General features: G+C 66.7%; 16 protein-coding genes and 2 pseudogenes. 6 read left to right on the top strand and 12 right to left on the bottom strand.

Annotation, left to right across the window (positions count from 1 at the left end; translation table 11 throughout):
• Nucleotides 1–49: 49 nt before the first annotated feature.
• Genes recG through F2Q65_RS16220 form a run of 4 tightly spaced genes read right to left on the bottom strand, consistent with a single transcriptional unit; the run spans nucleotide 50 to nucleotide 4219 of the window.
• Entirely contained in the window at nucleotides 50–2149 is a 2100-nt protein-coding gene (gene recG, locus F2Q65_RS16205; RefSeq protein WP_150094454.1) for an ATP-dependent DNA helicase RecG, read from the bottom strand.
• Between the two features lie 12 nt (nucleotides 2150–2161).
• A complete protein-coding gene (gene mltB / locus F2Q65_RS16210) occupies nucleotides 2162–3346 on the bottom strand; it encodes a lytic murein transglycosylase B (protein ID WP_150094455.1) in 1185 nt (394 codons plus the stop codon).
• Nucleotides 3347–3363: 17 nt separating this feature from the next.
• Nucleotides 3364–3756, bottom strand: a complete 393-nt coding sequence (locus F2Q65_RS16215; RefSeq protein WP_150094456.1) for a RidA family protein — start codon at nucleotides 3754–3756, stop codon at nucleotides 3364–3366.
• A gap of 13 nt (nucleotides 3757–3769) precedes the next feature.
• Complete coding sequence (locus F2Q65_RS16220) at nucleotides 3770–4219, bottom strand: hypothetical protein (protein WP_150094457.1); 450 nt, start codon at nucleotides 4217–4219, stop codon at nucleotides 3770–3772.
• Between the two features lie 57 nt (nucleotides 4220–4276).
• Here F2Q65_RS16220 and F2Q65_RS16225 point away from each other — a divergent pair, with 57 nt between their 5' ends.
• Nucleotides 4277–5185, top strand: a complete 909-nt coding sequence (locus tag F2Q65_RS16225) for a phosphoribosylaminoimidazolesuccinocarboxamide synthase (RefSeq protein WP_150094458.1) — start codon at nucleotides 4277–4279, stop codon at nucleotides 5183–5185.
• Between the two features lie 41 nt (nucleotides 5186–5226).
• On the opposite strand, the gene zwf is transcribed toward F2Q65_RS16225, so the two are convergent.
• Nucleotides 5227–6702, bottom strand: a complete 1476-nt coding sequence (zwf, locus tag F2Q65_RS16230) for a glucose-6-phosphate dehydrogenase (RefSeq protein ID WP_150094459.1) — start codon at nucleotides 6700–6702, stop codon at nucleotides 5227–5229.
• A gap of 91 nt (nucleotides 6703–6793) precedes the next feature.
• Between zwf and glgA the strand changes: the two genes are divergently transcribed.
• Entirely contained in the window at nucleotides 6794–8353 is a 1560-nt protein-coding gene (gene glgA / locus F2Q65_RS16235; protein WP_386117418.1) for a glycogen synthase GlgA, read from the top strand.
• Nucleotides 8354–8412: 59 nt separating this feature from the next.
• Here glgA and F2Q65_RS19740 read toward each other — a convergent pair whose 3' ends face one another.
• Together F2Q65_RS19740 and F2Q65_RS16245 are read right to left on the bottom strand one after the other, a co-directional pair.
• On the bottom strand, nucleotides 8413–8739 hold the full coding sequence (locus F2Q65_RS19740) for a hypothetical protein (RefSeq protein ID WP_211354065.1): 327 nt from the start codon (nucleotides 8737–8739) through the stop codon (nucleotides 8413–8415).
• Between the two features lie 139 nt (nucleotides 8740–8878).
• Nucleotides 8879–10486, bottom strand: coding sequence for a cation:proton antiporter family protein (locus tag F2Q65_RS16245; RefSeq protein ID WP_150094460.1), 1608 nt, complete (start codon nucleotides 10484–10486; stop codon nucleotides 8879–8881).
• Nucleotides 10487–10723: 237 nt separating this feature from the next.
• Here F2Q65_RS16245 and fusA point away from each other — a divergent pair, with 237 nt between their 5' ends.
• The gene (fusA, locus tag F2Q65_RS16250) at nucleotides 10724–12772 is read left to right on the top strand and encodes an elongation factor G (protein WP_150094461.1); all 2049 of its coding nucleotides are present in this window, start codon (nucleotides 10724–10726) and stop codon (nucleotides 12770–12772) included.
• An 88-nt stretch (nucleotides 12773–12860) separates the two neighbouring features.
• Here the strand turns inward: fusA and F2Q65_RS16255 are convergent, their stop codons facing one another.
• The gene (locus F2Q65_RS16255; RefSeq protein ID WP_246156286.1) at nucleotides 12861–13823 is read right to left on the bottom strand and encodes an FAD:protein FMN transferase; all 963 of its coding nucleotides are present in this window, start codon (nucleotides 13821–13823) and stop codon (nucleotides 12861–12863) included.
• 566 nt (nucleotides 13824–14389) lie between these two features.
• Here F2Q65_RS16255 and F2Q65_RS16260 point away from each other — a divergent pair.
• The 3 genes from F2Q65_RS16260 (at nucleotide 14390) to phoU (ending at nucleotide 17885) form a co-directional block, all read left to right on the top strand.
• On the top strand, nucleotides 14390–16048 hold the full coding sequence (locus F2Q65_RS16260; RefSeq protein ID WP_150094462.1) for a tetrathionate reductase family octaheme c-type cytochrome: 1659 nt from the start codon (nucleotides 14390–14392) through the stop codon (nucleotides 16046–16048).
• On the top strand, nucleotides 16041–16754 hold the full coding sequence (locus tag F2Q65_RS16265) for a cytochrome b/b6 domain-containing protein (protein ID WP_150094463.1): 714 nt from the start codon (nucleotides 16041–16043) through the stop codon (nucleotides 16752–16754). The genes F2Q65_RS16260 and F2Q65_RS16265 overlap by 8 nt, the downstream gene beginning before the upstream one ends.
• A 399-nt stretch (nucleotides 16755–17153) precedes the next feature.
• Nucleotides 17154–17885, top strand: coding sequence for a phosphate signaling complex protein PhoU (gene phoU, locus F2Q65_RS16275; RefSeq protein WP_150094464.1), 732 nt, complete (start codon nucleotides 17154–17156; stop codon nucleotides 17883–17885).
• On the opposite strand, the gene pstB is transcribed toward phoU, so the two are convergent.
• From pstB to pstC, 4 genes and pseudogenes are all read right to left on the bottom strand, one after another.
• Nucleotides 17866–18612: a phosphate ABC transporter ATP-binding protein PstB gene (pstB, locus tag F2Q65_RS16280; RefSeq protein WP_342782254.1), complete on the bottom strand. Its 747-nt coding sequence runs from the start codon at nucleotides 18610–18612 to the stop codon at nucleotides 17866–17868. The genes phoU and pstB overlap by 20 nt on opposite strands.
• A gap of 130 nt (nucleotides 18613–18742) precedes the next feature.
• Nucleotides 18743–19549 (bottom strand): annotated as a pseudogene (gene pstA / locus F2Q65_RS20040) (phosphate ABC transporter permease PstA); the annotation flags it as partial.
• A 513-nt stretch (nucleotides 19550–20062) separates the two neighbouring features.
• Nucleotides 20063–20611, bottom strand: a pseudogene (locus tag F2Q65_RS20045) (DUF3333 domain-containing protein); the annotation flags it as partial.
• Nucleotides 20562–21953 (bottom strand): phosphate ABC transporter permease subunit PstC, encoded by a 1392-nt coding sequence (gene pstC / locus F2Q65_RS16290; protein ID WP_150094466.1) that lies wholly within the window; start codon nucleotides 21951–21953, stop codon nucleotides 20562–20564. The pseudogene F2Q65_RS20045 and the gene pstC, both read right to left, overlap by 50 nt.
• Nucleotides 21954–22036: the final 83 nt, after the last annotated feature.

Below are 22036 nucleotides of genomic sequence, written 5' to 3' on the forward strand. Positions count from 1 at the left end.
CGATTATACCCGCAACGCACCGGTCTTCGGGCCGGCGTGCGGGGCTTGGCTAGACCTGTCCGCACTCCTCGCGCTCGCCCAGCCAGCGGTGGATCAGGGGCTCGACGTGCTCCGGCCAGTGTTCCAGCATCCGGTCGGCGCCCTGTTGTGCGGCCTGCATCAGGGCCTGGTCGCGCAGCGGATCCGCCAGCCGGAACTGCGCCATGCCCGCCTGCCGGGTGCCGAGCACTTCGCCGGCGCCGCGCAGCCGCAGGTCCGCATCGGCGATGGCGAAGCCGCTGACCTCCTTGCGCAGGATGCCCAGACGCTCCCTGGCGGTGGCGCCCAGCGGCGGGTGGTACAGCAGCAGGCAGTAGCTCTGGACGGTGCCGCGTCCGACACGCCCGCGCAACTGGTGCAACTGGGCCAGGCCCAGCCGCTCCGGATTCTCGATGATCATCAGGCTGGCGTTGGGCACGTCGACGCCCACCTCGATAACGGTGGTAGCCACCAGCAGATCCAGCTCGCCGGCGGCGAAGGCCTGCATCACCGGCTCGCGGTCCGCCGCCTTGATCCGCCCATGCACCAGCCCGACGCGGAGCTCCGGCAGACTCTCGCGCAGCGCCGCGGCGGTGTCTTCCGCCGCCTGCGCCTGCAACGCCTCGGACTCCTCCACCAGGGTGCAGACCCAGTAGGCCTGACGCCCCGCGGCGCAGGCGGTGCGGACGCGCTCGATGACCTCGTCGCGACGTGTATCCGGCACCGCAACGGTGCTGATGGGCGTCCGCCCGGGGGGCAGTTCGTCGATGACGGACAGGTCAAGGTCGGCGTAGACCGCCATGGCCAGGGAGCGCGGGATGGGGGTGGCGGTCATGATCAGCTGATGCGGGGTCAGGCCGTCCTGCTCGCCCTTGCCGCGCAGGCGCAGGCGCTGATGCACGCCGAAACGGTGCTGCTCGTCGATCATGGCCAGGCCCAGCCGGTGAAAGCGGACCTCGTCCTGGAACAGCGCGTGGGTACCCACCACCACCGCCGCGTCACCGCCGGCGATGTCCGCCAGGATGCCGCGGCGCTCGGCCCCCTTGTGCCGGCCGGACAGCCAGGCCACCGAGACCCCCAGCGGCGCAAGCCAGCGGGACAGGTTGCGCAGATGCTGCTCCGACAGCAGTTCCGTCGGCGCCATGATGGCCGCCTGGAAGCCGGCCTCAACCGCCTGCAGGGCCGCCAGGGCCGCCACCACGGTCTTGCCGGAGCCCACATCGCCCTGCAACAGCCGCATCATGGGTTCCGAACGGCCCAGGTCTGCGGCGATCTCGTCTAGCACCCGTTGCTGCGCCCCGGTGAGGCCGAACGGCAGGCCGCGCAACAGCTGCCGGCGCAGATCGCCGCGCACGTTCAGGGGCGGTGCGCGCAACCGCCGGCGGGCGCGGCGCAGGCGACGCAGGGCCAGCTGGTGGGCCAGCATCTCCTCGAACGCCAGCCGCAGAAAGGCCGGATGGGCGCGTTCGGCCAGTTGTTCCAGCGGGGCCTCCGGCGGCGGCCGGTGCAGGTAGACCAGCGCCTCACCCAGCGGTGGCAGGTGCAGCGGCGCGAGCAGTTGTGCCGGCACCCAGTCGTGCAGGGTCCGCGGGTCGCGCCGCAGCAGCGCCAGGGCCTGATCCGTGAGCCCGCGCCAGGTGACCTGCTGCATGCCCTCGGTGGACGGATAGACCGGCGTCATCGCCTGCCCCACCGCCACGGTGCCGGCATCGAAGCGATGCTGCACCTCTGGATGCACCATCTCCAGCGACTGGGGTCCCTGGCGCACCTCGCCGAAGCAGCGCAGGCACTGCCCTGGCCCCATTGACTCCAGCTGCGACGTCGTGAAATGGAAGAACCGCAGCATCAGGCTGCCGCCGTCGTCGCACAGCCAGACCTTCAGCGACCGGCGTCGCCCCTGGCTGATCTGCGCATCGGCGACGACCCCCTCCACCAGGGCCTCGTCGCCGTCGCACAGGTCACGCAACGCGTGCAGCCGGCTGCGATCCTGATAGCGATAGGGCAGATGGAACAGCAGATCCTGCACCGAGCGGATGCGCAGCCGTTGCAGACGTTCAAGCATGCGCGGACCGACCCGCTTGAGCCGATCCACCGGCATCCGCTCCAGTGCCGGCCCGCTGTCCGCAGCCATGGGCGCGCCGGGTTAGCCGGCCGGCGCCTGCCGGGGCGCCGCCTGGGTCATCCGCAGGGCCGGCCCGGCAGCGGGCACCGAGCCGCCGCGGCGGGCACGCAGCGCCTGCGCCAGCTGATGCACGCTCATGGCGTAGTAGGTGCTGTGGTTGTAGCGGGTGATGACATAGAAATTCTCGAACCCCAGCCAGTACTCGTAGCCCCCGGCGGCATCCAGTCGCAGCAGGCTCACATGCTGCTCCGCCGGCAGGGCCACCGCGGGCCGCAGCCCCTTCGACTGCAGGCTGCCGACGGAATACCGGCTGTTGAAGCCGGTCTCCATCGCCTGCGGCAGCCCGGCGCCACCGGCGGCCCGGGCTGCCACCGGCTCGCCGCTCCGCCAACCATGACGGGCGAAGTAGTGCGCGACACTGCCGATGGCGTCTTCCGGATCCCACAGATCGCGCCGGCCGTCGCGGTCGAAGTCGACGGCATACTTGTGATAGCTGGACGGCATGAACTGGCCCAGGCCCATGGCGCCGGCAAAGGAGCCCACAGAGGCGAACGGGTCCTTGCCCTCGTTGCGCGCCATGATCAGGAACTGTTCCAGCTCGTCGGTGAAGTAGTCCGCACGCCGGGGATAGTCGAACGCCAGCGTGGACAGCGCATCGATGATGCGGTGCTGGCCCATGTAGCCGCCCCACTTGGTCTCGATGCCGATGATGGCGACGATGTACTCCGGCGGCACGCCGTACTTTTGTCCGGCACGCTCCAGTGTCGCGTCATGCCGCTGCCAGAAGGCCAGGCCGCGGTCCAGCATGTCGTCGCTGATGTGCTTGGCGCGATAGCGGGTCCAGGCACCGTTCGGCCCCGGCGACGGCCGCCATTGGCGGTTCATGTACTCCAGGATCCAGGGATCGCGGCGCACCTGGGAGAACATCGCCACCAGCTCGGCCCGGTCGAAGCCCTGACGCTGCATGCGGTCGATGAAGTGCTCGACGTCTGCACGGTCGGCAAAGTCGCCCCGGGTCAGCCTGGGGCTGGACGGTGCGGTGCTGCGGCCGAGGGGCGCATCGGCCCGCGCCGTGTCGGGCACGCCAGGACCCCGATCCGGTTGCGACGCGCACCCCGCGCTCAGCGCCAGGGCTGCAGCCAGGGGCAGGACGCACAGACCGGCACGCTTCGGCGCAGACACGAACCGAGACCGATAGGCAGACATGATCAGGGGACCCCCGCTCACAGCCAGTCGCTGAGGACCATCACCGCATCCATCTCCACCTGGGCCGCCTTGGGCAGCGCAGCGACGCCGATGGCGGCGCGGGCCGGGTAGGGCTCGGGGAAATAGTCAGCCATGATCTGGTTGACCAGCGGGAAATGGGCCAGGTCCGTCAGGAACACATTCAGCTTGACCACGTCGATCAGTTCGCCGCCGGCTGCCCGTGCAACGGCCTGCAGGTTGTCGAACACCCGACGGATCTGCGCCTCCATGTCGCCGGACACCAGCGCCATGGTGGCCGGATCCAGCGGAATCTGGCCGGACAGATAGACCGTGTCGCCGACACGGACCGCCTGGGAGTAAGTACCGATAGCCTGGGGTGCCTGATCGGTATGGATGATCTGTTTCGCCATCGATGACCTCCGGTCAATGCTTGTCTGAGCCGCCGAACAGGCGCCGCCACCAGCGCCGGCGGTTGTTGGTGATCAGCCGGGTGGCGGGCAGGTCCAGCGGCGGCAGCCGGCTCATGACCCAGCCCGGCAGGGGCGGATTGTCGCTGAAGCCGCACACCACGCCCAGGTTGTTCGGATCGTAGATCTTGATCATGGACGGGGCGGCTGGGTCGTCCGCATAGACGATGCCGCAGAAGTCCTCGTCGTGCTCGGCACGCAGCAGCCGGTCGATCTCGTCGACGAACCTGAGCACCTGGTCGGCATCCGCCGGCGCGGTCGGCGGTGGCTCGCCAATGGCGTACAGATACCAGCCCTCCCCCGCCGCCGCCCGCACCCGCTGCCACAGCGCGTCGAGCTGATGCCAGCGCAGCGCCGCGGTAAAGCTGCCACGAAAGGCCTGTAGAAAGGAATCGGGCTGGTTCATCTTGCGGTATAGTCTCCACACCCCGAACCGAGATGCAACCTATCCGTGTGACCGCCCATGTCAGCGCTGTTCGAATCCAGTCTCGAGGGCCTGTCCCTGATCAATCGCGGCAAGGTCCGCGACATCTATGCCGTCGATGCCGAGCACATGCTGATCGTGACCACCGATCGGCTGTCGGCGTTCGACGTCGTGCTGCCGCAGCCGATCCCCGGCAAGGGCGAGGTGCTGACCCGGGTGTCGAATTTCTGGTTCGCCCGCATGGCGGACCTGGTGCCGAACCATCTCAGCGGCATCGCCGTCGACGACGTGGTGACCGATGCCGCCAGCCGCCGGGCCCTGGGCGACCGCGCCGTGGTGGTGCGCCGACTGAAACCCCTGCCGGTGGAGGCCATCGTCCGCGGCTACCTGATCGGCTCCGGCTGGAAGGACTACCAGCGCAGCGGTGCCGTCTGCGGCATCACTCTGCCGGCCGGCCTGCAGCAGGCCCAGCAGCTGCCGCAGCCCATCTTCACGCCCTCCACCAAGGCCGCCGTGGGGGATCACGACGAGAACGTCAGCTTCGAGCAGGCGGCGGCACTGATCGGCGCGGAGCTTGCCGCACAGGTTCGCGACCTCAGCCTGCGCATCTACCTGCAAGCAGCCGCCTATGCCGAACAGCGCGGCATCATCATCGCCGACACCAAGTTCGAGTTCGGCGTCGATGCGGCCGGCACCCTGCACCTGATCGACGAGGTGCTGACGCCAGACTCGTCGCGTTTCTGGCCGGCCGACCAGTACCGTCCCGGGTGCAGCCCCCCCAGCTTCGACAAGCAGTTCGTGCGCGACTATCTGGAGACGCTGGACTGGGACAAGCGAGCACCGGGCCCCACGCTGCCGCAGGCAATCATCGACAAGACCGCTGCCAAGTACGCCGAGGCCGAGACCCGGCTCACCGGGCGCTCAACCGGGCGCTCAACCGGGCACTGAAGCGGGCGCCGGCGGCATCGGCGCCGCCGGGCCAGCGGCCCTCAGTCCTCCAGGCCGTTGCGCCAGTCCTGGTCGTCCTTGTCGAACAGGCGCGAGGCCTCTGCCGGCCCCCAGCTGCCGGCGGGATAGGTGTGGATGAAGTCGCGTTCCGTGGCCCAGAGCTTCAGGATCGGGTCCACCACGCGCCAGGCGTAGTTGACCTCGTCGTAGCGCAGGAACAGGGAGTGGTCGCCACCGATGACGTCCAGGATCAAGGCCTCATAGGCGTCGATGTGATCGCGCCCGAAGCCGCAGGTGTTGGCGTCCAGCCGCTCGGTCTGGGTGCGCATCTGCAGACCCGGCTGCTTCACCAGCAGTTCCAGACGCATGCACTCGTTGGGCTGGATGTTGAGCAACAGCCAGTTGGGCCTTAGCTGCTCGATGGGCGTGTTGCTGAACAACTGCTGCGGCGGATGCCGGAAGCGGATGCTGATCAGCGAATTGGTGGCGCCCATGCGCTTGCCGGTGCGCAGGTAGAAGGGCACGCCGCGCCAGCGCCAGTTGTCGATGTAGAGCTTGATGGCGGCGTAGGTCTCGGTAGTGCTGCACGGGTCCACACCGGACTCCTCCAGGTACCCCGGTAACTTGACCCCATCGACCTCGCCGCTGCGGTACTGGGCGCGAAAGGCGTGCCCGTGCACCGCCTGCCGCGGGATCGGCCGGATGGAGCGCAGCACCTTCACCTTCTCGTCGCGCAGGGCCTCGGCATCCAGGCTTGGTGGCGGCTCCATGGCCACCAGCGTCAGCATCTGCAACAGGTGGCTCTGGATCATGTCGCGCAGGGCGCCGACGCCGTCGTAGAAGCCGGCGCGGCCCTCGATGCCTCGGGATTCCGCATGCGTGATCTGCACATGATCGATGTAGTTGCGGTTCCAGAGCGGCTCCAGCAGCAGGTTGGCGAACCGGAACACCAGCACGTTCTGCACCGTGCTCTTGCCCAGGTAGTGGTCGATGCGGTAGATCTGGTCCTCGCCGAAGTGGCGTTGCAGGCGCTCGTCCAGCACCTCGGCGCTCTCCAGGTCGTAGCCGAAGGGCTTTTCCACCACCAGCCGCGACCAGCCGTGCGCCGGGGCGTTGAGTGCGTGCGCCGCCAGGCGGTCGACAGTCTCGCCGTAGAACGCCGGCGCCACCGCCAGGTAGAACACCAGGTTGGCGGGAAAGCCCTGGTCACCGCGCAGCCGCTCGGCCAGGCTGCGGAATCCGCTATCGTCGCCCAGGTCACCCTCGACGAAGTACAGACGCGCCGCCAGGCGATCCACCACCGAGGCCTCCAGGTCCGCACCGAGTTGCCCGGCCAGCACCGAGCGCACCTCGGCGCGCCAGTGCTCGTCGGACCAGTCGCGGCGGCCGAAGCCGATCACCCGCATCGATGGGGGCAGATGCTCGCCGCGCTCCAGCTGGTACAAGGCAGGCAACAGCTTGATCTGGGCGAGATTGCCTGTGGAACCGAAGATGATCAGGGTACAGGAATCTTTCATGCACATTTCTCCGTCTCTGAGAGCTTTGTGTTACGGTGATGGCAAAGAACGGCATATCCGTTGATCCCTGACTGTTCGATCAAGCAACGCCATGGACCACAAACAGGACCTCACCCATGCTCCAGCCCCGACCATGGCGGCACGCCAGGCCGGGTACAACATCCTGATGGCCAGCAGCGAGGCCCATCCGCTGGTGAAGACGGGCGGACTCGCCGATGTCGCGTCCAGTCTGCCGGCGGCCCTGCGCGATCTGGGCCACGATGCCCGCCTGATCATACCTGCGTATCCGCAGGCGGTGCGCCTGGCGCGGGAACTCAAGCGGGTCAGCGAACTGCGCCTGCCGGGGCTCGAGAGCGGCAGCAGCACCTCGGTGCGCATCCTGCAGGGGCTGCTGCCGAACTGCGACCTGCCGGTGTACCTGGTCGAGGCACCGGAGCATTTCTGTCGCGAGGGCAATCCCTACACCGATGTCAGCGGCCACGACTGGGGCGACAACCCGGAACGCTTCATGCTGTTCTCGCGGGTGGTGGCCAGTGTCGCGCTCGGCCTGCAGGCGCTGAACTGGACGCCCCACATCCTGCACTGCAACGACTGGCAGACCGGCCTGGCACCGGCCTTCCTGAGCGATCAGGAGGAGCGCCCGGCGGTCATCTTCACCATCCACAACCTGGCCTACCAGGGCCTGTTCGATCGCGCCGTGTTCGATCGGCTGCAACTGCCACCCAGGCTCTGGTCGCTGGCGGGGCTGGAGTTTCACCAGCGGCTGTCGTTCATCAAGGGCGGCATCGTCTATGCCGACCGCGTCAACACCGTCAGCCCGACCTATGCCGAGGAGGTCCGCACCACCGGCAACGGCTGCGGTCTGGACGGCCTGCTGCGGCAACTGGACGGTCGCTTTCGCGGCATCCTCAATGGCATCGACTATCGCACCTGGAACCCGGCGGACGACCCGGCCCTGCCGCAGCCCTACGACGCCGGCAACCTGCACCTGAAGGCCGAGAACAAGCTCGAGCTGCAGCGCCTGTTCAAACTGCCCCGGGCCGAGGATGCGCTGGTGCTGGGCTACGTCGGCCGGCTGGTGGAGCAGAAGGGGGCGGACCTGATCGCCGAGATCCTGCCGCAGCTGCTGGCGGAGCCAAACGTGCAGCTGGTCATGCAGGGGTCTGGCGACCGCGCCTTCGAACGCATGCTGTCCGAGGCCGGCCGGGCGCATCCGGACCGCATCAGCGTGCACGTCGGCTACGACGAGACCCGCGCCCACCTGATCGAGGCCGGCTGCGATGCCTTCCTGATGCCGTCGCGCTTCGAGCCCTGCGGCCTCAATCAGATGTACAGCCTGCGCTACGGCACCGTCCCCATTGCTCACCGCACCGGCGGACTGGCGGATACCATCGTCGACGCCAATGCCGAGACTCTGGCCAACCGCTCGGCGACCGGGTTCCTGTTCGATGAGCCCAGCCCGGAAGGGCTGTGGCAGGCATTACAGCGCGCCCTGCGCACCGCCCGGGAGCATCCGGACCAGTGGCGCCAGCTTGCCCTGACCGGCATGCACCAGGATTTCAGCTGGCAGGCCAGCGCCCTCGCCTACGAGACCTTCTATGGCGAGGCGCTGGAGGCCCGGCGGCGACTCACGGAACGCATCCCGGCCTGACCCGCCTGACCCGCCTGACCCGCCTGATCCGCCTGATCCGCTCCCCGACCGGCGCCGCGTCAGCCGGCGTCGGGGCGCTTCTTCACCGGCGCCTTCTTCGCCGGTGCCTTCTTCGCCGTGGTCTTTTTCGCCGCAGCCTTCTTCGCGGGGGCTGCCGGCTTCGCAACGACCTTCCTTGCCGGCGTTGTCTTCCTGGCCGGCGCGGCCTTCTTCGTCGGTGCCGGATTGTCCGTCACAGACTGACCCGGCGCTGCACCCCCGGCTGCCGGCGTCTTCGGCACCAAAGGCTGCGCTACCGCAGCCTTCGGCGCAGCCTCCTGCGGCTGCCCCCGTGACGGCTCCTGTAGCTGATCCAGTGGCTTGATCAGCAACAGTTTCTCGACCAACTCCCTGAACGATCCCAACATCATGTCTCCCCATTAGATAGACACAGAAATGCATGTGAGCGGCCCCCTCGATGGTGCCGCGAATCCGCCCTGGCTCCGGCCACTGCTCCGGCCCTCGCGGGCGTCAGCCCCACAGACGTCACGGGGCCTCCGCATCCGCCGACGACAGCGACAACAGCAACCCGGAACAGACATGCTGGGCAAAACCGGCACCGGCCTCGGCATAGAGGTCGAACACCTGGTGCACGCCGGCGGCGTGCAACGCCGACTCCTCGTCCGGGAACCTGGCCACGGCGCCGATGGCCCCCTGGAACCCCTCCTTGCGCAGGTGCTCGGCGGCAAAGACGTTCTCCGACAACTGCGGCATCGCCAGCAGCACCAGCTTCACATGGCCATCGTCCAGATGCAGCCGATGCCAGAAGTCCGCGTCCGTGGCGCTGCCCTGTACCACATTGCGCCCCGCGGAACGGTGCCTGGCCACCATGTCCGGGTCCGCGTCGATGCCCACCGGATTGCGCCCCTTGTCCAGGTGCAGCGTATCGTAAGCGCCGGCGCCGACCCTGCCCATGCCGACGATCATGGCATCTGCATCGCCGGGGTCGATCTCGCGCTCTTCGGCGATGCGCTGGCGGCGCTCCTGACGCCGCAGCCGCGGGCTGAACACCTCGTACAGCATGTGCGAGCGGGCGTTCAGCGGCGCCGCCACCACGAACGACAGCGCTAGCGCCGTGGCAACGATGCCGAGCCAGCTGGACGGCAACCAGCCAGCACCCACCGCGATGGCGATGACGATGAGACCAAACTCGCTGTAGTTGCCCAGGGTCAGCCCGCCCAGGAACGCGGTACGCGCCCGCAACTTGAACAGCAGCAGCAGTTGTTCGAACAGGAACGCCTTGAACAGCACCACCATCAGTAGCGCCAGCAACAGGGGCACCGCAGCCAACCCAGGCGGGCCGCCAAGGCCGATGCTGAGAAAGAAGCCGACCAGGAACAGGTCCTTCAGCCCCAGCAGGGTCTTCGCCAGCTCGCCGGATTTGGGGTGCGAGGCGATCAGCACCCCCAGCAGCAGGGCGCCCAGATCGCCCTTCACCTGCGTCAGCTCGAACAGCTCGGCACCACCGATGCCCACGGTCAGGCCGAACAGCAGCAGCAGCTCGCCATGGCCGGCGCGCTCCAGCAACCAGAAGATGACCGGCCGCAACGGGATCAGCAGCAACAGCAGCAGCGCCCACAGGGTCGGCACCTTGCCCGCCGAAACGGCCAGAAACACCACGGCGGCCAGGTCCTGCATGATCAGGATGCCGATGGCGACGGTGCCGTACAGCGAGCCCATCTCGCCCTTCTCTTCCAGCACCTTCACGGCGAATACCGTGCTGGAGAAGCTCAGCGCGAAGCCCAGCAGCAGCGCCGTCTGCACATCGAGGGTGGACACATACGGCAGGCCCAGGGCCCCAAGCGCCAGCAGCAGCGTCGCCAGCAACGCCACGATGGTCAGCATGTGCATCGATGCCACCCCCCAGACATGGGGGGCGAGCAGGCTTTTCAGCTTGAGCTTGAGACCGATGGTGAACAGCAGCAGGGTCACGCCCAGGGCGGCCAGGTCGTCGATCAGCGGGCTCGGGGCGGCGCCAGCCGCCTGCAGCCCGAAACCGGCGATGAGATAACCCACCAGCGGTGGCAGTCCCACCTGGCGTACCGCGACACCCAGCGCAAAGGCGATGGCGATCCAGACGATGGCATCGTACATTCGAGCTCGACCCCCCGGCTGCGTGGATGACGGCGCACAGCGGCACGCGCAGCGCGCCGATGGCCCCATGGTAACTGACAACTTGACTCAAGGCACATCCCGGGCGGTTTGGCGGAAATTCCCCTGCCGAGCCCCGTGCATGACCGGGGGGTTACGGTATACTCAGGCCCTTGCGGTACACCCCGGTGGCGTGCCGCGGATCACACCCCGAAACCGCCTAACGAAGAAGGTCGATCCATGTCTGACTACAACGCGGAGGACGTCCGCAACATCGCCCTCGTCGGTCACGCCGGAGCCGGCAAGACCACGCTGGTGGAGGCCCTGCTGGCCGCCGCCGGCGCCATCTCCGAGCCCGGCAGCGTCACCCGCGGCACCACTGTCTGCGACCACGACGACATGGAGAAGGACCTGCAGCATTCGCTGGATGTGGGCATCACCGGGTTCACCACCCACGGCAAGCACATCAATCTGCTGGATACCCCCGGCTTTCCGGACTTCCTCGGCCGTGCACTGTCGGTGCTGGGGGCGGTGGAAACCGCCGCCATCGTCATCAACGCCGAGAACGGCATCGAGCCGATGACCCAGCGGCAGTGGAAGGCCGCCGACCAGCGCAACCTGTGCCGCATCCTGATCGTCAACCACATCGATGCCCCCGGCATGGACCTCGGCGAACTGACCGCCCAGATCCGCGACACCTTCGGCAGCGAATGCCTGCCCATCAACCTGCCCGCCGACGGCGGCAAGCGCGTCATCGACTGCTTCTTCAATCCCGCCGGCGAGGGCGCCGACTTCTCCTCGGTGGCGGAGGCGCATGCGCAGATCATCGACCAGGTGGTCGAGGTGGACGAGGCGCTGATGGAGCTCTACCTGGAACAGGGCCAGGACCTGAAGCCGGAGCAACTGCACGACCCGTTCGAGGCGGCCCTGCGCGAGGCGCACCTGATCCCCGTCTGCTTCTGCTCCGCCGAGACCGGCGCCGGCATCGCTGAACTGCTGGAGATCCTGGTGCGCCTGATGCCGAATCCGGCGGAGGGCAATCCGCCGCCGTTCATGAAGGGCGAAGGCGCCGACATGAAGCCGGTGACGGTGACACCGGATCCGTCCATGCACGCCATCGCCCATGTGTTCAAGGTCATCAATGATCCCTTCCGCGGCAAGATCGGCATCTTCCGCATCCATCAGGGACGCATCACCCCGAACACCCAGCTGTTCATCGGCGACGCGCGCAAGCCGTTCAAGGTCAACCACCTGTTCCGGGTGCATGGCAACGAGCTCACCGAGGTGGACGAGGGCGTGCCCGGCGACATCCTGGCCGTGGCCCGTGTGGACGACATCCATTTCGATGCCGTGCTGCACGACTCCCACGAGGAGGACCACTTCCACCTCAGAAGCATCGAATGCCCGATCCCGCTGTACGGGCTGGCGGTAAAGGTGGCCAAGCGCGGCGATGAGCAGAAGCTCACCGACGCCCTGCACAAGCTGGAGTCGGAGGACCCCTGCTTCCATCTGGAGCACAACGCCGCCGCCAACGAGACGGTGATGCGCGGCCTCGGCGAGCTGCATCTCAAGGTGCTGATGCGCCGGCTCTCCGAGCAGTTCCATGTCGAGATCGAGACCCATCCGCCGAGCATCCCGTACCGCGAGACCATCACTGCCAAGGCAGAAGGCCACCATCGACACAAGAAACAGACCGGCGGCGCCGGCCAGTTCGGCGAGGTCTGGCTGCGGGTGGAGCCCATGGACCAGGGCAGCGGCTTCGAGTTCGTCGACGCCACCGTCGGCGGCTGCATCCCCAACCAGTTCATCCCGTCCATCGAGAAGGGCGTGCGCCAGGTGCTGGCTGAGGGGGCCATCGCCGGCTATCCGCTGCAGGACGTGCGCGTGACGGTCTACGACGGCAAGTCGCATCCGGTGGACTCCAAGGACATCGCCTTTGCCACCGCTGGCAAGAAGGCCTTCCTCGACGCCGTGGACAAGGCCCGCCCGGCGATCCTCGAACCCGTGGTACGCATCCGCATCACCGCGCCGGACAGCAACATGGGCGATCTCGCCGGCGACCTGTCCGGACGCCGCGGACGCATCAACGGCAGCGAGTCGAAGAGCCTGGGGCGCATCGTCATCGACGGCGAGGTGCCCCTGGCGGAACTGGAAGGCTATGAATCGCGGCTGAAATCCATCACCGGCGGCGAGGGCACCTACGCCATCGAGCTGAGTCACTACGCCCCGGTGCCGGCCAACATCCAGAAGCAACTGGCCGACGCCTACCAGCGGGCCAGCGACGACTGACGGGAAGCTACCAGCCGCCAGCCGCCAGTGACGCGCTGGTTGCTGGCGGTAGTGCTCAGACCGCAGTCCGGCCCGCCAGGCCTGTACGCTATTGCGGCGCCAGCCGATCAAAGGCCGGCGTCGACTGCGCCGACAAGGCCTCCCCCTGCCGCTCGATGAGCAGCGCCGCCAGGCCGAGCGACTCGGCGCGCTCGAGCCCCCGCTCCGGTCCCAGCACCAACAGCGCGGTGGCCCAGGCATCGGCGAGCATGCATTGCTCCGCGAGCACCGTCACCGACGCCAGCTGGTGATGCACCGGCCGGCCCGTGGCCGGATCGATGGTGTGGGAGTAATTCACGCCGTCCAGTTCGAAGAAGTTGCGGTAATCACCTGAGGTGGCCATGCCCAGGTTGCGCAACTGCACCACCCGGAACACCCGCCGCGGGCCATCCGCCTGGGGCCGCTCCACGGCGATGCGCCAGGGCCGAGCGGGCCCGCGGACGCCCTGCCCGCGCAGTTCCCCGCCGATCTCCACCAACGCATTGTCGTACCCCAGTTCCGTCAGCAGGGCGGCTACCCGGTCGACGCCGTAGCCCTTGGCGATGGCCGACAGATCCACATAGACATCCGCGTGCGCCTTGCGCAGGGCCGGCGGTGCCTGGCGCACCTCCAGCAGCTGGTAGCCGGTGCGCGCCAGGGTGGCGTCGATCCGCGCCTGCGAGGGTGGCAGATCGGTATCCAGTTCCGGACCAAAGCCCCACAGGTTCACCAGCGGACCGACGGTGACATCGAAGGCGCCGTCGCTGGCGCGGCTGATCGACTGCGCCGTGGCGACCACCTGCGCCAGCTCCGGCGACACGGCGAACCAGTCGGTGGTGGCCGCGGCATTGAAACGCGACAGCTCGGAATCCGGCCGGTAGGTGGACATCATGGCGTTGATCTGTTCCAGCAACGCGTCGATGCGCCGCTGCAGCGCTTCGGGGTCGTGTTCCGCCCCTGCCGGCGGCGGCAGGGGGCCGGTCACCTGCACGCTGTAGGTCGTGCCCATGGTGCTGCCCTGCAGTGCAAGCACCGGCGCAGCGCGTTCGCACGCGGACAGGGCCCAGAGGCAGGCGAGCGCCAGCAACGGTCGGACCGCCCAGCATCGCCGGCCGGCGCGAGCCGGCGCAACGGCAGCCGGTACAGGCGCCGATGCAGCAACCGGGGCAGCCGCCCCGCTCGGCGCGACAGTGTCCGGCGATGCGCTGGATATCAACAGCAGTGGATGCACAAGCTTTCCCTCGACCGATGGCCGACCTTGGAGACAGCGCCGGAGGCGATGCCAGGCGCTGTCATGGCCGCCAGCGGGACCTGCGCACCATGAGCGTCGCCATGGCGCTGGCCCATCACGAAAGACCACAGTATACCCATTCGAAAACGCGCGTTCGGTAGTCGCGTGTCGGGCGCCGGCCGGCTGCCTAAGGTCCGGCCCTGTGCAGAAAAAACCAACCAGTTTGCGAATGATCAAGGCGCGACGCCGGTGCCCCCAGCCTATAATCTGCCCCGAACAGGCTTTCCTTTCAAAGGGTTATGCCGTATCAACATCTTTGAACATGAGCATGCGCCTGACCGTTCGCGGCGGGGCGTGCGGGGAGAAGCGTGTACAGATTCACTCCGTGGCTGAAGCCGGCGGCGGCCGCCACACTCATCGGCCTGATCTGCTCGGCTACGCTCTGGGCACAGGACGCGCCGCAGATCACCAATAGCACGGCGGATCATTCCAAGTTCGAGGCGCTGCAACAGGCCTTTGCCTCGGGGCCTGAAGTGACCGCGGCCTGCCTGTCTTGTCATACCGAGGCGGCGACGCAGGTCAAGCACTCGGTCCACTGGACCTGGGAGTTCGACAACCCCGCCACCGCTCAGCGGCTGGGCAAGCGTCATGTGCTGAATTCGTTCTGCGGCAGCGTCGCCTCCAACGAGCCGCGCTGCACCTCATGCCATGTCGGCTATGGCTGGGAAGACATGAACAAGCCGCCCCCCGCCGACGACGCCGCGGTGGACTGCCTCGTCTGCCACGACACCTCGGGCCAGTACACCAAGCTGGACAATGCAGCCGGCCATGCGGTGATCTCGGGCACCGGTACCAGCACTGGCAAGGCCAAGACCATTACCGGCGCCAAGGCCTGGGCAGTGGACCTGACCAAGGCCGCGCAAAGCGTGGGCAAGCCCAGCCGTCAGAATTGCGGCAGTTGCCATTTCTACGGCGGCGGCGGCGACAATGTGAAGCACGGCGACCTCAGCTCGGCGCTGAATCACCCCAGCCGAGACGTCGACGTCCACATGGCCGACGATGGGCTCAACTTCAGTTGCGAGACCTGCCACCGCTCGGACAAGCATGTCTTTGCCGGCTCGCGCTATGCGGTGCATGCCACCGATCCCGAGGGCGCCGGCAAGCCCGGCCTGCCGCGCCGGGATGTCGCCACCTGCGAGAACTGCCACGGCGACACGCCCCATGACTGGATGACGGTGCAAGGCATCAAGCTGAACGACCACAGCGACCGCGTGGCCTGCCAGACCTGTCACATTCCCGAGTTCGCCAGGGGCGGCGTTGCCACCAAGACCCGCTGGGACTGGTCCACCGCCGGGCGGATGGACGTCTACGGCAACCCGCTGCACCTGAAGGCATACACCCAGGGCGACGGCAAGCCACTGCACACCTACCTGGCGACCAAGGGCGACTTCGAGTACGGCGAGGACGTCGTGCCCCACTACGCCTGGTTCAATGGCCAGGTCGAATACACAACCGCCGACGCCACCATCGACCCCACCCGGGTGGTCGAGATCAACCGGATCGCCGGATCCTCCGACGACGGGCGTTCGCGCATCTGGCCCTTCAAGCGGATGGAGGGGCGCCAGGCCTATGACGCAAACCTCAACCACCTTGCCTATTCCAACGTCTGGGGGCCGACCACCGATTCCGCCTTCTGGACCCACTACGACTGGGGCAAGGCGATCGAGGCAGGCATGAAGGCCGCAGGCGCGGACTATTCCGGCGAATACGGCTTCGTGGACACCTACATGTACTGGCCGATCACCCACATGGTCGCGCCGGCGGAGGATGCGCTGGACTGTCAGGACTGCCACACCAGCAACGGCCGCCTGGCCAAGGTGTCGGGTATCTACATGCCGGGCTCGCAGCCGTTCAGCATCGGCGGCATCCTGGGGATACTGGTTTTCATCGCCATGGTGAGTGGCGTGTTACTGCACATCACGCTGCGCATCATCACCCGCGGCGCCAAGGGAGACGGTCATGACTGACGCAACCCATGCCCCCAACATCGACAACCTGGTCGAGACCTGCCCGAACTGTTCCCAGCGCGAGGTCCTGATCTACCCCAGGTTCGAACGGCTCTGGCACTGGTCGCAGGCGGCCTCGATCATGATCCTGATGTTCACCGGACTGGGCATGAACGGCTTCCACGACCTGATGCCGTTCGAGCTGGCCGTGCGCCTGCACACGCTGGTGGCGCTGGCGCTGCTGCTATTGTGGGTCTTCGCCACCTTCTGGCTGTTCACCACCGGCACCTACAAGGTCTTCCTGCCGCGCATGATGGGCCTGACCCGGGTGGCGCGCTTCTACGCCTACGGCGTCTTCAAGGGCGAGCATCATCCCTACCAGAAGAGCCTCACCCAGCGGCTCAACCCGTTGCAGGCGCTGGCCTACTCGATGCTCAAGACGGTGATCTTCCCGCTGGTCTGGGGCTCCGGTCTGCTCTACCTGACCTACAACTTCTGGGAGACCCTGCCCAATGCACCGTTCTGGCTCGAGGTGGTGGCCAATGTGCACCTGGCGGTGGCCTGGTTCGTCGCGGGCTTCGTGATCCTGCACATCTACCTGCTGACCATCGGCCATAGTTTCCGCGAAGGCGTGCGCCCGATGATCAAGGGCACCGAGACCGTGGCCCTGACGCCTGAACAGGAGGCCTACCTGTCTCGTCACGAGACCTGGCGCCTGGTCAAGTAGACGCCCCTGAATCTCCAGGACAGCACCTTCCGGGGACTGCATAGGAATCGCGGGCGCGAAACCAGGCGCGGGCGGTAAAGGCGGATTCCGGCAGATGCAGCAGATTGATCACCGGATCGTCATAGTCCGCGCCGAACACTTGCTGCAGCCCCGCGCGACCGCAGTCGCCGCTGATACAAGGGCCACTATCAGGTCATCGCCCGACACCGATCAGCAAGCCAGGGACAGCCCGCTGTTGCAGGCCGAGCCGAATGCCCGGCCAAGGCCGTTCTGGTGCCAACAACACAAGCCCCCCTTTGATTAAGACTTCTATGCGAAAATCAATACAGACAGGCCGAGCGACGCAAGACGTCAAGCCCAACGCCATCCGATACACGTTAGACCAAGAGGCCAGAATCGATGCGGACCACTGACGATCATCACCATATCGTAAGGGCCTACGACCTCGAACTCGCCCAGCTGCGCCGCCTGGTGGTCGATATGGTCTCCGCGGTCACCCAGCAGACACAAGAGGCGGTCGAGGCACTCGCCACCAACAGCGATCCCCTCGCTCGGGCGGTCATCGACCGCGACCCCGAGGTCGATGCGCTCAGCCTCGCCGCCGACGAAGAGGTGTTTCGGGTCATCGCCAAGCGCCAGCCGACCGCAATCGACCTGCGCCTCGTGCTCGCCACCGCGCGCATTGTCGGCGAACTGGAGCGGGCTGGCGACAAGGCAAAGCGCATCGCGAGACAGGGTCTCAAGTTGCTCGAGACCGACGCGCGCCCATTGTTGCCGGAACGCGCGGTGCAACCGATGCGGGCCTTGACGGAGATCGACTGCGAGCTGCTCACGCAGGCCGTCTCCGGGCTGATCGAGGGTGATCTGCACAAGGCGGTCGCCGTCTTCCAGGGCACATCGCGGCTCCGTGGCGCCAGCGAACAGTTGCGCGGTCGGCTCTTTGACCCCGCCTCAGGACTCAGCGGGGATCACTTCGCCAGTCTCCTCACGGTGGCCCACGCGCTGGAGCGCACCGGCAATCACGCCAACAATATCGCCGAGCAGGCGGTCTACGTGATCACCGGCGAAGACGTGCGCTTCCGCAACCGAGAGTTGCTGATCGATCGGCTGCTCAGCCAAAGCGACCGGTGATGTAGTCTTCGGTCAGCTTGTGCTTGGGTTGATTGAAGATGTCATCGGTGGTGCCGACCTCGACCAAGTCGCCGAGATGGAAATAGGCCGTGCGCTGCGACACGCGCGCGGCCTGTTGCATCGAATGGGTGACGATGGCGATGGTGTACTGCTGGCGCAGCTCATCGATCAGATCCTCGATGATCGCGGTGGCGATCGGGTCCAGGGCCGAGCAGGGCTCGTCCATCAGGATCACCTCGGGCGAGACCGAGAGGGTGCGGGCGATACAGAGACGCTGCTGTTGGCCGCCCGAGAGGCCGGTGCCGGGGGCATCGAGCCGATCCTTGACCTCTTTCCACAGACCCGCGCGCTGTAGACTGGTCTCGACCAGCTCATCGAGTTCGGCGCGACTGTTGGTCAGGCCATGGATGCGCGGGCCATAGGCAATATTCTCGTAGATCGACTTCGGGAACGGATTCGGCTTCTGGAACACCATGCCGACGCGCGCGCGCAGCGGCACCACGTCGATGCCCTTGTCCTGGATCTCTTGGCCATCGAGCGTGATCGAGCCTTCCACCCGCGCTGCCGGAATCGTGTCGTTCATTCGATTCAGGCAGCGCAGGAAGGTCGACTTGCCACAGCCCGAGGGACCGATCATCGCGATCACCTCGTTCTTGCCGATATCAAGACTGACGTGCTTGATCGCGTGGTTGTTGTTGTACCAGACATTGATGTCACGACAGACCATCCGCGGATTCGGCGAGCTGATCTCGCCGACCGTGGTCGTCGTGGACTGATCTTGCGCCAGGTGGTCGGCCTTCAGATTCGCGGGTTTCACTGCACTAGCTTCAACGATCATAGTCATTAGAGTGGTCTCCTTACCAGCGCCGCTCAAAGCGCCTGCGTAGCAGCACGGCGGTCAGGTTCATCACAATCAGGAACGCCAGTAGCACCATGATAGCCGCCGAGGTGCGCTCGACAAAGCCGCGCTCGGGGCTATCCGCCCATAAAAAGATCTGCACCGGGAGAACGGTGGCCGGGTCGGTAAAGCCCTGTGGAATGTCGACGATGAAGGCAATCATGCCGATCATCAGCAGCGGCGCGCTCTCGCCCAGCGCCTGCGCCATACCGATGATGGTACCGGTCATCATGCCCGGCAGCGCCAAGGGCAACACATGATGCAGCCGGGTCTGTAGCGGCGAGGCGCCAACGCCAAGCGCCGCCTCGCGGATCGAGGGCGGCACCGATTTCAGTGCCGCCCGACTGGCGATGATGATGGTGGGCAGCGTCATCAGGGTCAGCACCATCGCCGCCACCAGGGGTGTCGAGCGCGGCACGCCAAAGAAATTGATGAACACCGCCAATCCCAGCAGACCGAAGACGATCGAGGGCACCGCCGCCAGGTTATTGATATTGACCTCGATCAGGTCGGTGATGCGATTCTTCGGCGCGAACTCCTCCAGATACAAGGCGGCCCCGACCGCGATCGGAAACGAGAACAGCAGGGTCAACAGCAGGGTATAGAACGACCCCAGCACGGCGCCAGCAATCCCCGCCAATTCAGGCTCGCGCGAGGTGCCATTGGTGAAGAACGGCACATTGAAGCGCTTGCTCAGCAGCCCCTCGTGCTGCAACCGCAGCACCCAGGCGAGTTGCTGATCCGTCAGTCGGCGAGCACCCTCGGGTATGCTCAGCTCGAGTGTCTCCCAGGTACCCGCCTCCGCTGGCGCTGTCGAGACGGGCGGCACCAAGAGCTCAGCGCGCGCAGCGCTCGCCTCCAAGGCCAGCAGTTTGATCAGCCCATCTTTGATGCGCAGCAGGAAGCTCGGCGCGTCCGCGCCGAGCAGCAACGCATCGCTGCCCTCGGCTTCGGCGCGAAGGGCCTGGATCTTGGTCTCCAGCCGCGCGATATCGCGCGCATTGCGGGCCGCCTCGCGCTCGGCTTCGGCCGTTTGCTCGGCACCGAGCCCGCCTTGCTCGAGCCGCGCGGTCTGCGCATCGCGCGAGCGTTGCAGACCCGCCTGTTGGCGCTCGAGGCGATCGGCCTGGTCATGCAGACGCGCCCTGGCCCGCTCGAGCAGCGGCAACAAGCCGTCATCCGTGACCCGCACGACCAGCTCGCCGCCGATCTTCTCCAGATCACCCTCGAGGGTCAGGACCCCCGCGCCATCGAGGCGCGAGATCGGCGTCGCACGCCCCTTCATGAACATATCGACGTCGTCGTCGGCGAGCAGGCGAACCGATTGCTCGGTGCCGATCACCGCCGCATCGCTGGTCACCATCCGCCGCAGCTGCAAGGGCGCTCCGGGGCTGAGCAAGGCGTCGAGCTCGCGGCGTTGCGTCCGCCCACTGACCGCTGGAAACTCCGCTCGCAGGGCGTCACGCGCCAGCTTCAAGAAGTTCACCGAGCGCAGCTGTTGCGCGATCTCGGTCTCATCGAGACCGCCCTCGCGCAGCACCCCTTGAGGATCGATCAACTCGGCATCAAAGGTCACCGGCAGCTCGATGTAGGACTGGAAAAAGGCCGTGTAGCCCTTGCTGACAATGCTGATGAACAGGATCAGCACGAAACCGAGCCCCAGCGCCACCGCGCCGGCACCGAGCAACCGGAACCGACGCTCGGCGGCATAGCGCCGCTTCAGGCTCGCCTCGACAATGGCTTGTGGGCTGCGGCGCGCGCCGCCCGTGGTGGCTGTGTTAGTCATACTGTTCACGGTATTTACGCACGATGTGCAGCGCAATGACATTGAGGATCAGCGTGACGACGAAGAGTGTCAGCCCGAGCGCGAAGGCGGCCAGGGTCTTGGCGCTGTCGAATTCTTGGTCGCCGGTGAGCAGGGTCACGATCTGCACCGTCACCGTGGTGACGCTCTCAAACGGATTCGCGGTCAGGTTCGCGGCCAGGCCAGCGGCCATCACCACGATCATGGTCTCACCGATGGCGCGCGAGACCGCCAGCAGCACACCGCCAACGATGCCCGGTAGCGCCGCCGGGAAGATGACCCGGCGGATGGTCTCGGATTGGGTCGCGCCGAGCGCGTAGGAGCCATCGCGTAGCGATTGCGGCACGGCATTGATCACATCCTCGGACAGCGAGGAGACGAAGGGGATGATCATGATGCCCATCACCAGGCCAGCCGCGAGCGCGCTCTCGGAGGCGATATCGAGGCCGACGCTCTCGCCGAGCCCACGCATGAACGGCGCCACCGTGAGCGCGGCGAAGAAGCCATAGACCACGGTCGGGATGCCAGCCAGGATCTCGAGCACCGGCTTCGCCCAGGTGCGCACCGCGCGCGGCGCGTACTCGGCCAGGTAGACCGCCGACAGCAGCCCCACCGGCACCGCCAGCAACATGGCGATGAACGAGACCAGCAAGGTACCGGTAAACAGCGGGATGGCGCCAAAGGCCCCCGAGGCGCCCACCTGCTCGGCACGCAGCGCGATCTGTGGACTCCATTGGGTGCCAAAGAGAAACTCGGTCCAAGGCACCTTCTGGAAGAAGCGAATCGATTCGAACAGCACCGAGAGCAGGATGCCGAGCGTGGTCAGGATGGCGATCGAGGAGAACAGGATCAGCAGGATCATCACGATCGATTCGACCCGATTGCGGGCACGGAAGCTCGGCGTCGTGCGCTGCCAGGCCCAGGCCATCCCGGCCAGCGCCATCGCCCCGACCAGGGTCCAGAGCGTGATGTTGGCGATCCCCTGCAGTCGCAGATAGTGGGCCGCGGCAACCTCCACTTCCGCGCTTGGCTCGCGGCCCATCAGGTTGCCACTCGCCAAGTTGCGAATATCGCTCACCAACAGGCTGAGCTGACCTTCCGAGAGGTTGGCCATGGTCTCCGCCGGCAATTCAGCCAGGGTCAGGGCGGTCAGAATGTGGTCTTGAAGTCCGGCCCAGAACAGCAGCAGCAGCAAGGTCGGCAGGCCGACCCAGAGCGCGGCGTAAAAGCCGTAGTAAGCCGGGAGCGAGTGCAAGCGGTTGATCTTCTTGAGACCACCAGCCACACCGATCGCCCGCTTACGCCCCAGATGGTAGGCGAGCGCCATGGCGGCGAGGATGATGAACAGCAGTAGCGAAGGGCTCATGGCGGAGGTGCGATCTTGATTCGGACTCTAGGTAGCGCGGCTTGCTCTCGGGTCGCTGCAACGCAAGACGCCAGCGGCCCTTG

Source organism: Thiohalocapsa marina (genome assembly GCF_008632335.1).
Classification (GTDB): Bacteria; Pseudomonadota; Gammaproteobacteria; order Chromatiales; family Chromatiaceae; genus Thiohalocapsa; species Thiohalocapsa marina.

Bases quoted from the DNA above. Each gene is read 5' to 3' on its own strand.
- fusA (WP_150094461.1), top strand. From the start codon at position 10,724: ATGTCTGACTACAACGCGGAGGACGTCCGCAACATCGCCCTCGTCGGT.
- mltB (WP_150094455.1), bottom strand. From the start codon at position 3,346: ATGTCTGCCTATCGGTCTCGGTTCGTGTCTGCGCCGAAGCGTGCCGGT.
- phoU (WP_150094464.1), top strand. From the start codon at position 17,154: ATGCGGACCACTGACGATCATCACCATATCGTAAGGGCCTACGACCTC.
- recG (WP_150094454.1), bottom strand. From the start codon at position 2,149: ATGGCTGCGGACAGCGGGCCGGCACTGGAGCGGATGCCGGTGGATCGG.
- zwf (WP_150094459.1), bottom strand. From the start codon at position 6,702: ATGAAAGATTCCTGTACCCTGATCATCTTCGGTTCCACAGGCAATCTC.
- pstB (WP_342782254.1), bottom strand. From the start codon at position 18,612: ATGGTCTGTCGTGACATCAATGTCTGGTACAACAACAACCACGCGATC.
- F2Q65_RS16215 (WP_150094456.1), bottom strand. From the start codon at position 3,756: ATGGCGAAACAGATCATCCATACCGATCAGGCACCCCAGGCTATCGGT.
- F2Q65_RS16245 (WP_150094460.1), bottom strand. From the start codon at position 10,486: ATGTACGATGCCATCGTCTGGATCGCCATCGCCTTTGCGCTGGGTGTC.
- F2Q65_RS16265 (WP_150094463.1), top strand. From the start codon at position 16,041: ATGACTGACGCAACCCATGCCCCCAACATCGACAACCTGGTCGAGACC.
- F2Q65_RS16225 (WP_150094458.1), top strand. From the start codon at position 4,277: ATGTCAGCGCTGTTCGAATCCAGTCTCGAGGGCCTGTCCCTGATCAAT.
- F2Q65_RS16220 (WP_150094457.1), bottom strand. From the start codon at position 4,219: ATGAACCAGCCCGATTCCTTTCTACAGGCCTTTCGTGGCAGCTTTACC.
- pstC (WP_150094466.1), bottom strand. From the start codon at position 21,953: ATGAGCCCTTCGCTACTGCTGTTCATCATCCTCGCCGCCATGGCGCTC.
- glgA (WP_386117418.1), top strand. From the start codon at position 6,794: ATGGACCACAAACAGGACCTCACCCATGCTCCAGCCCCGACCATGGCG.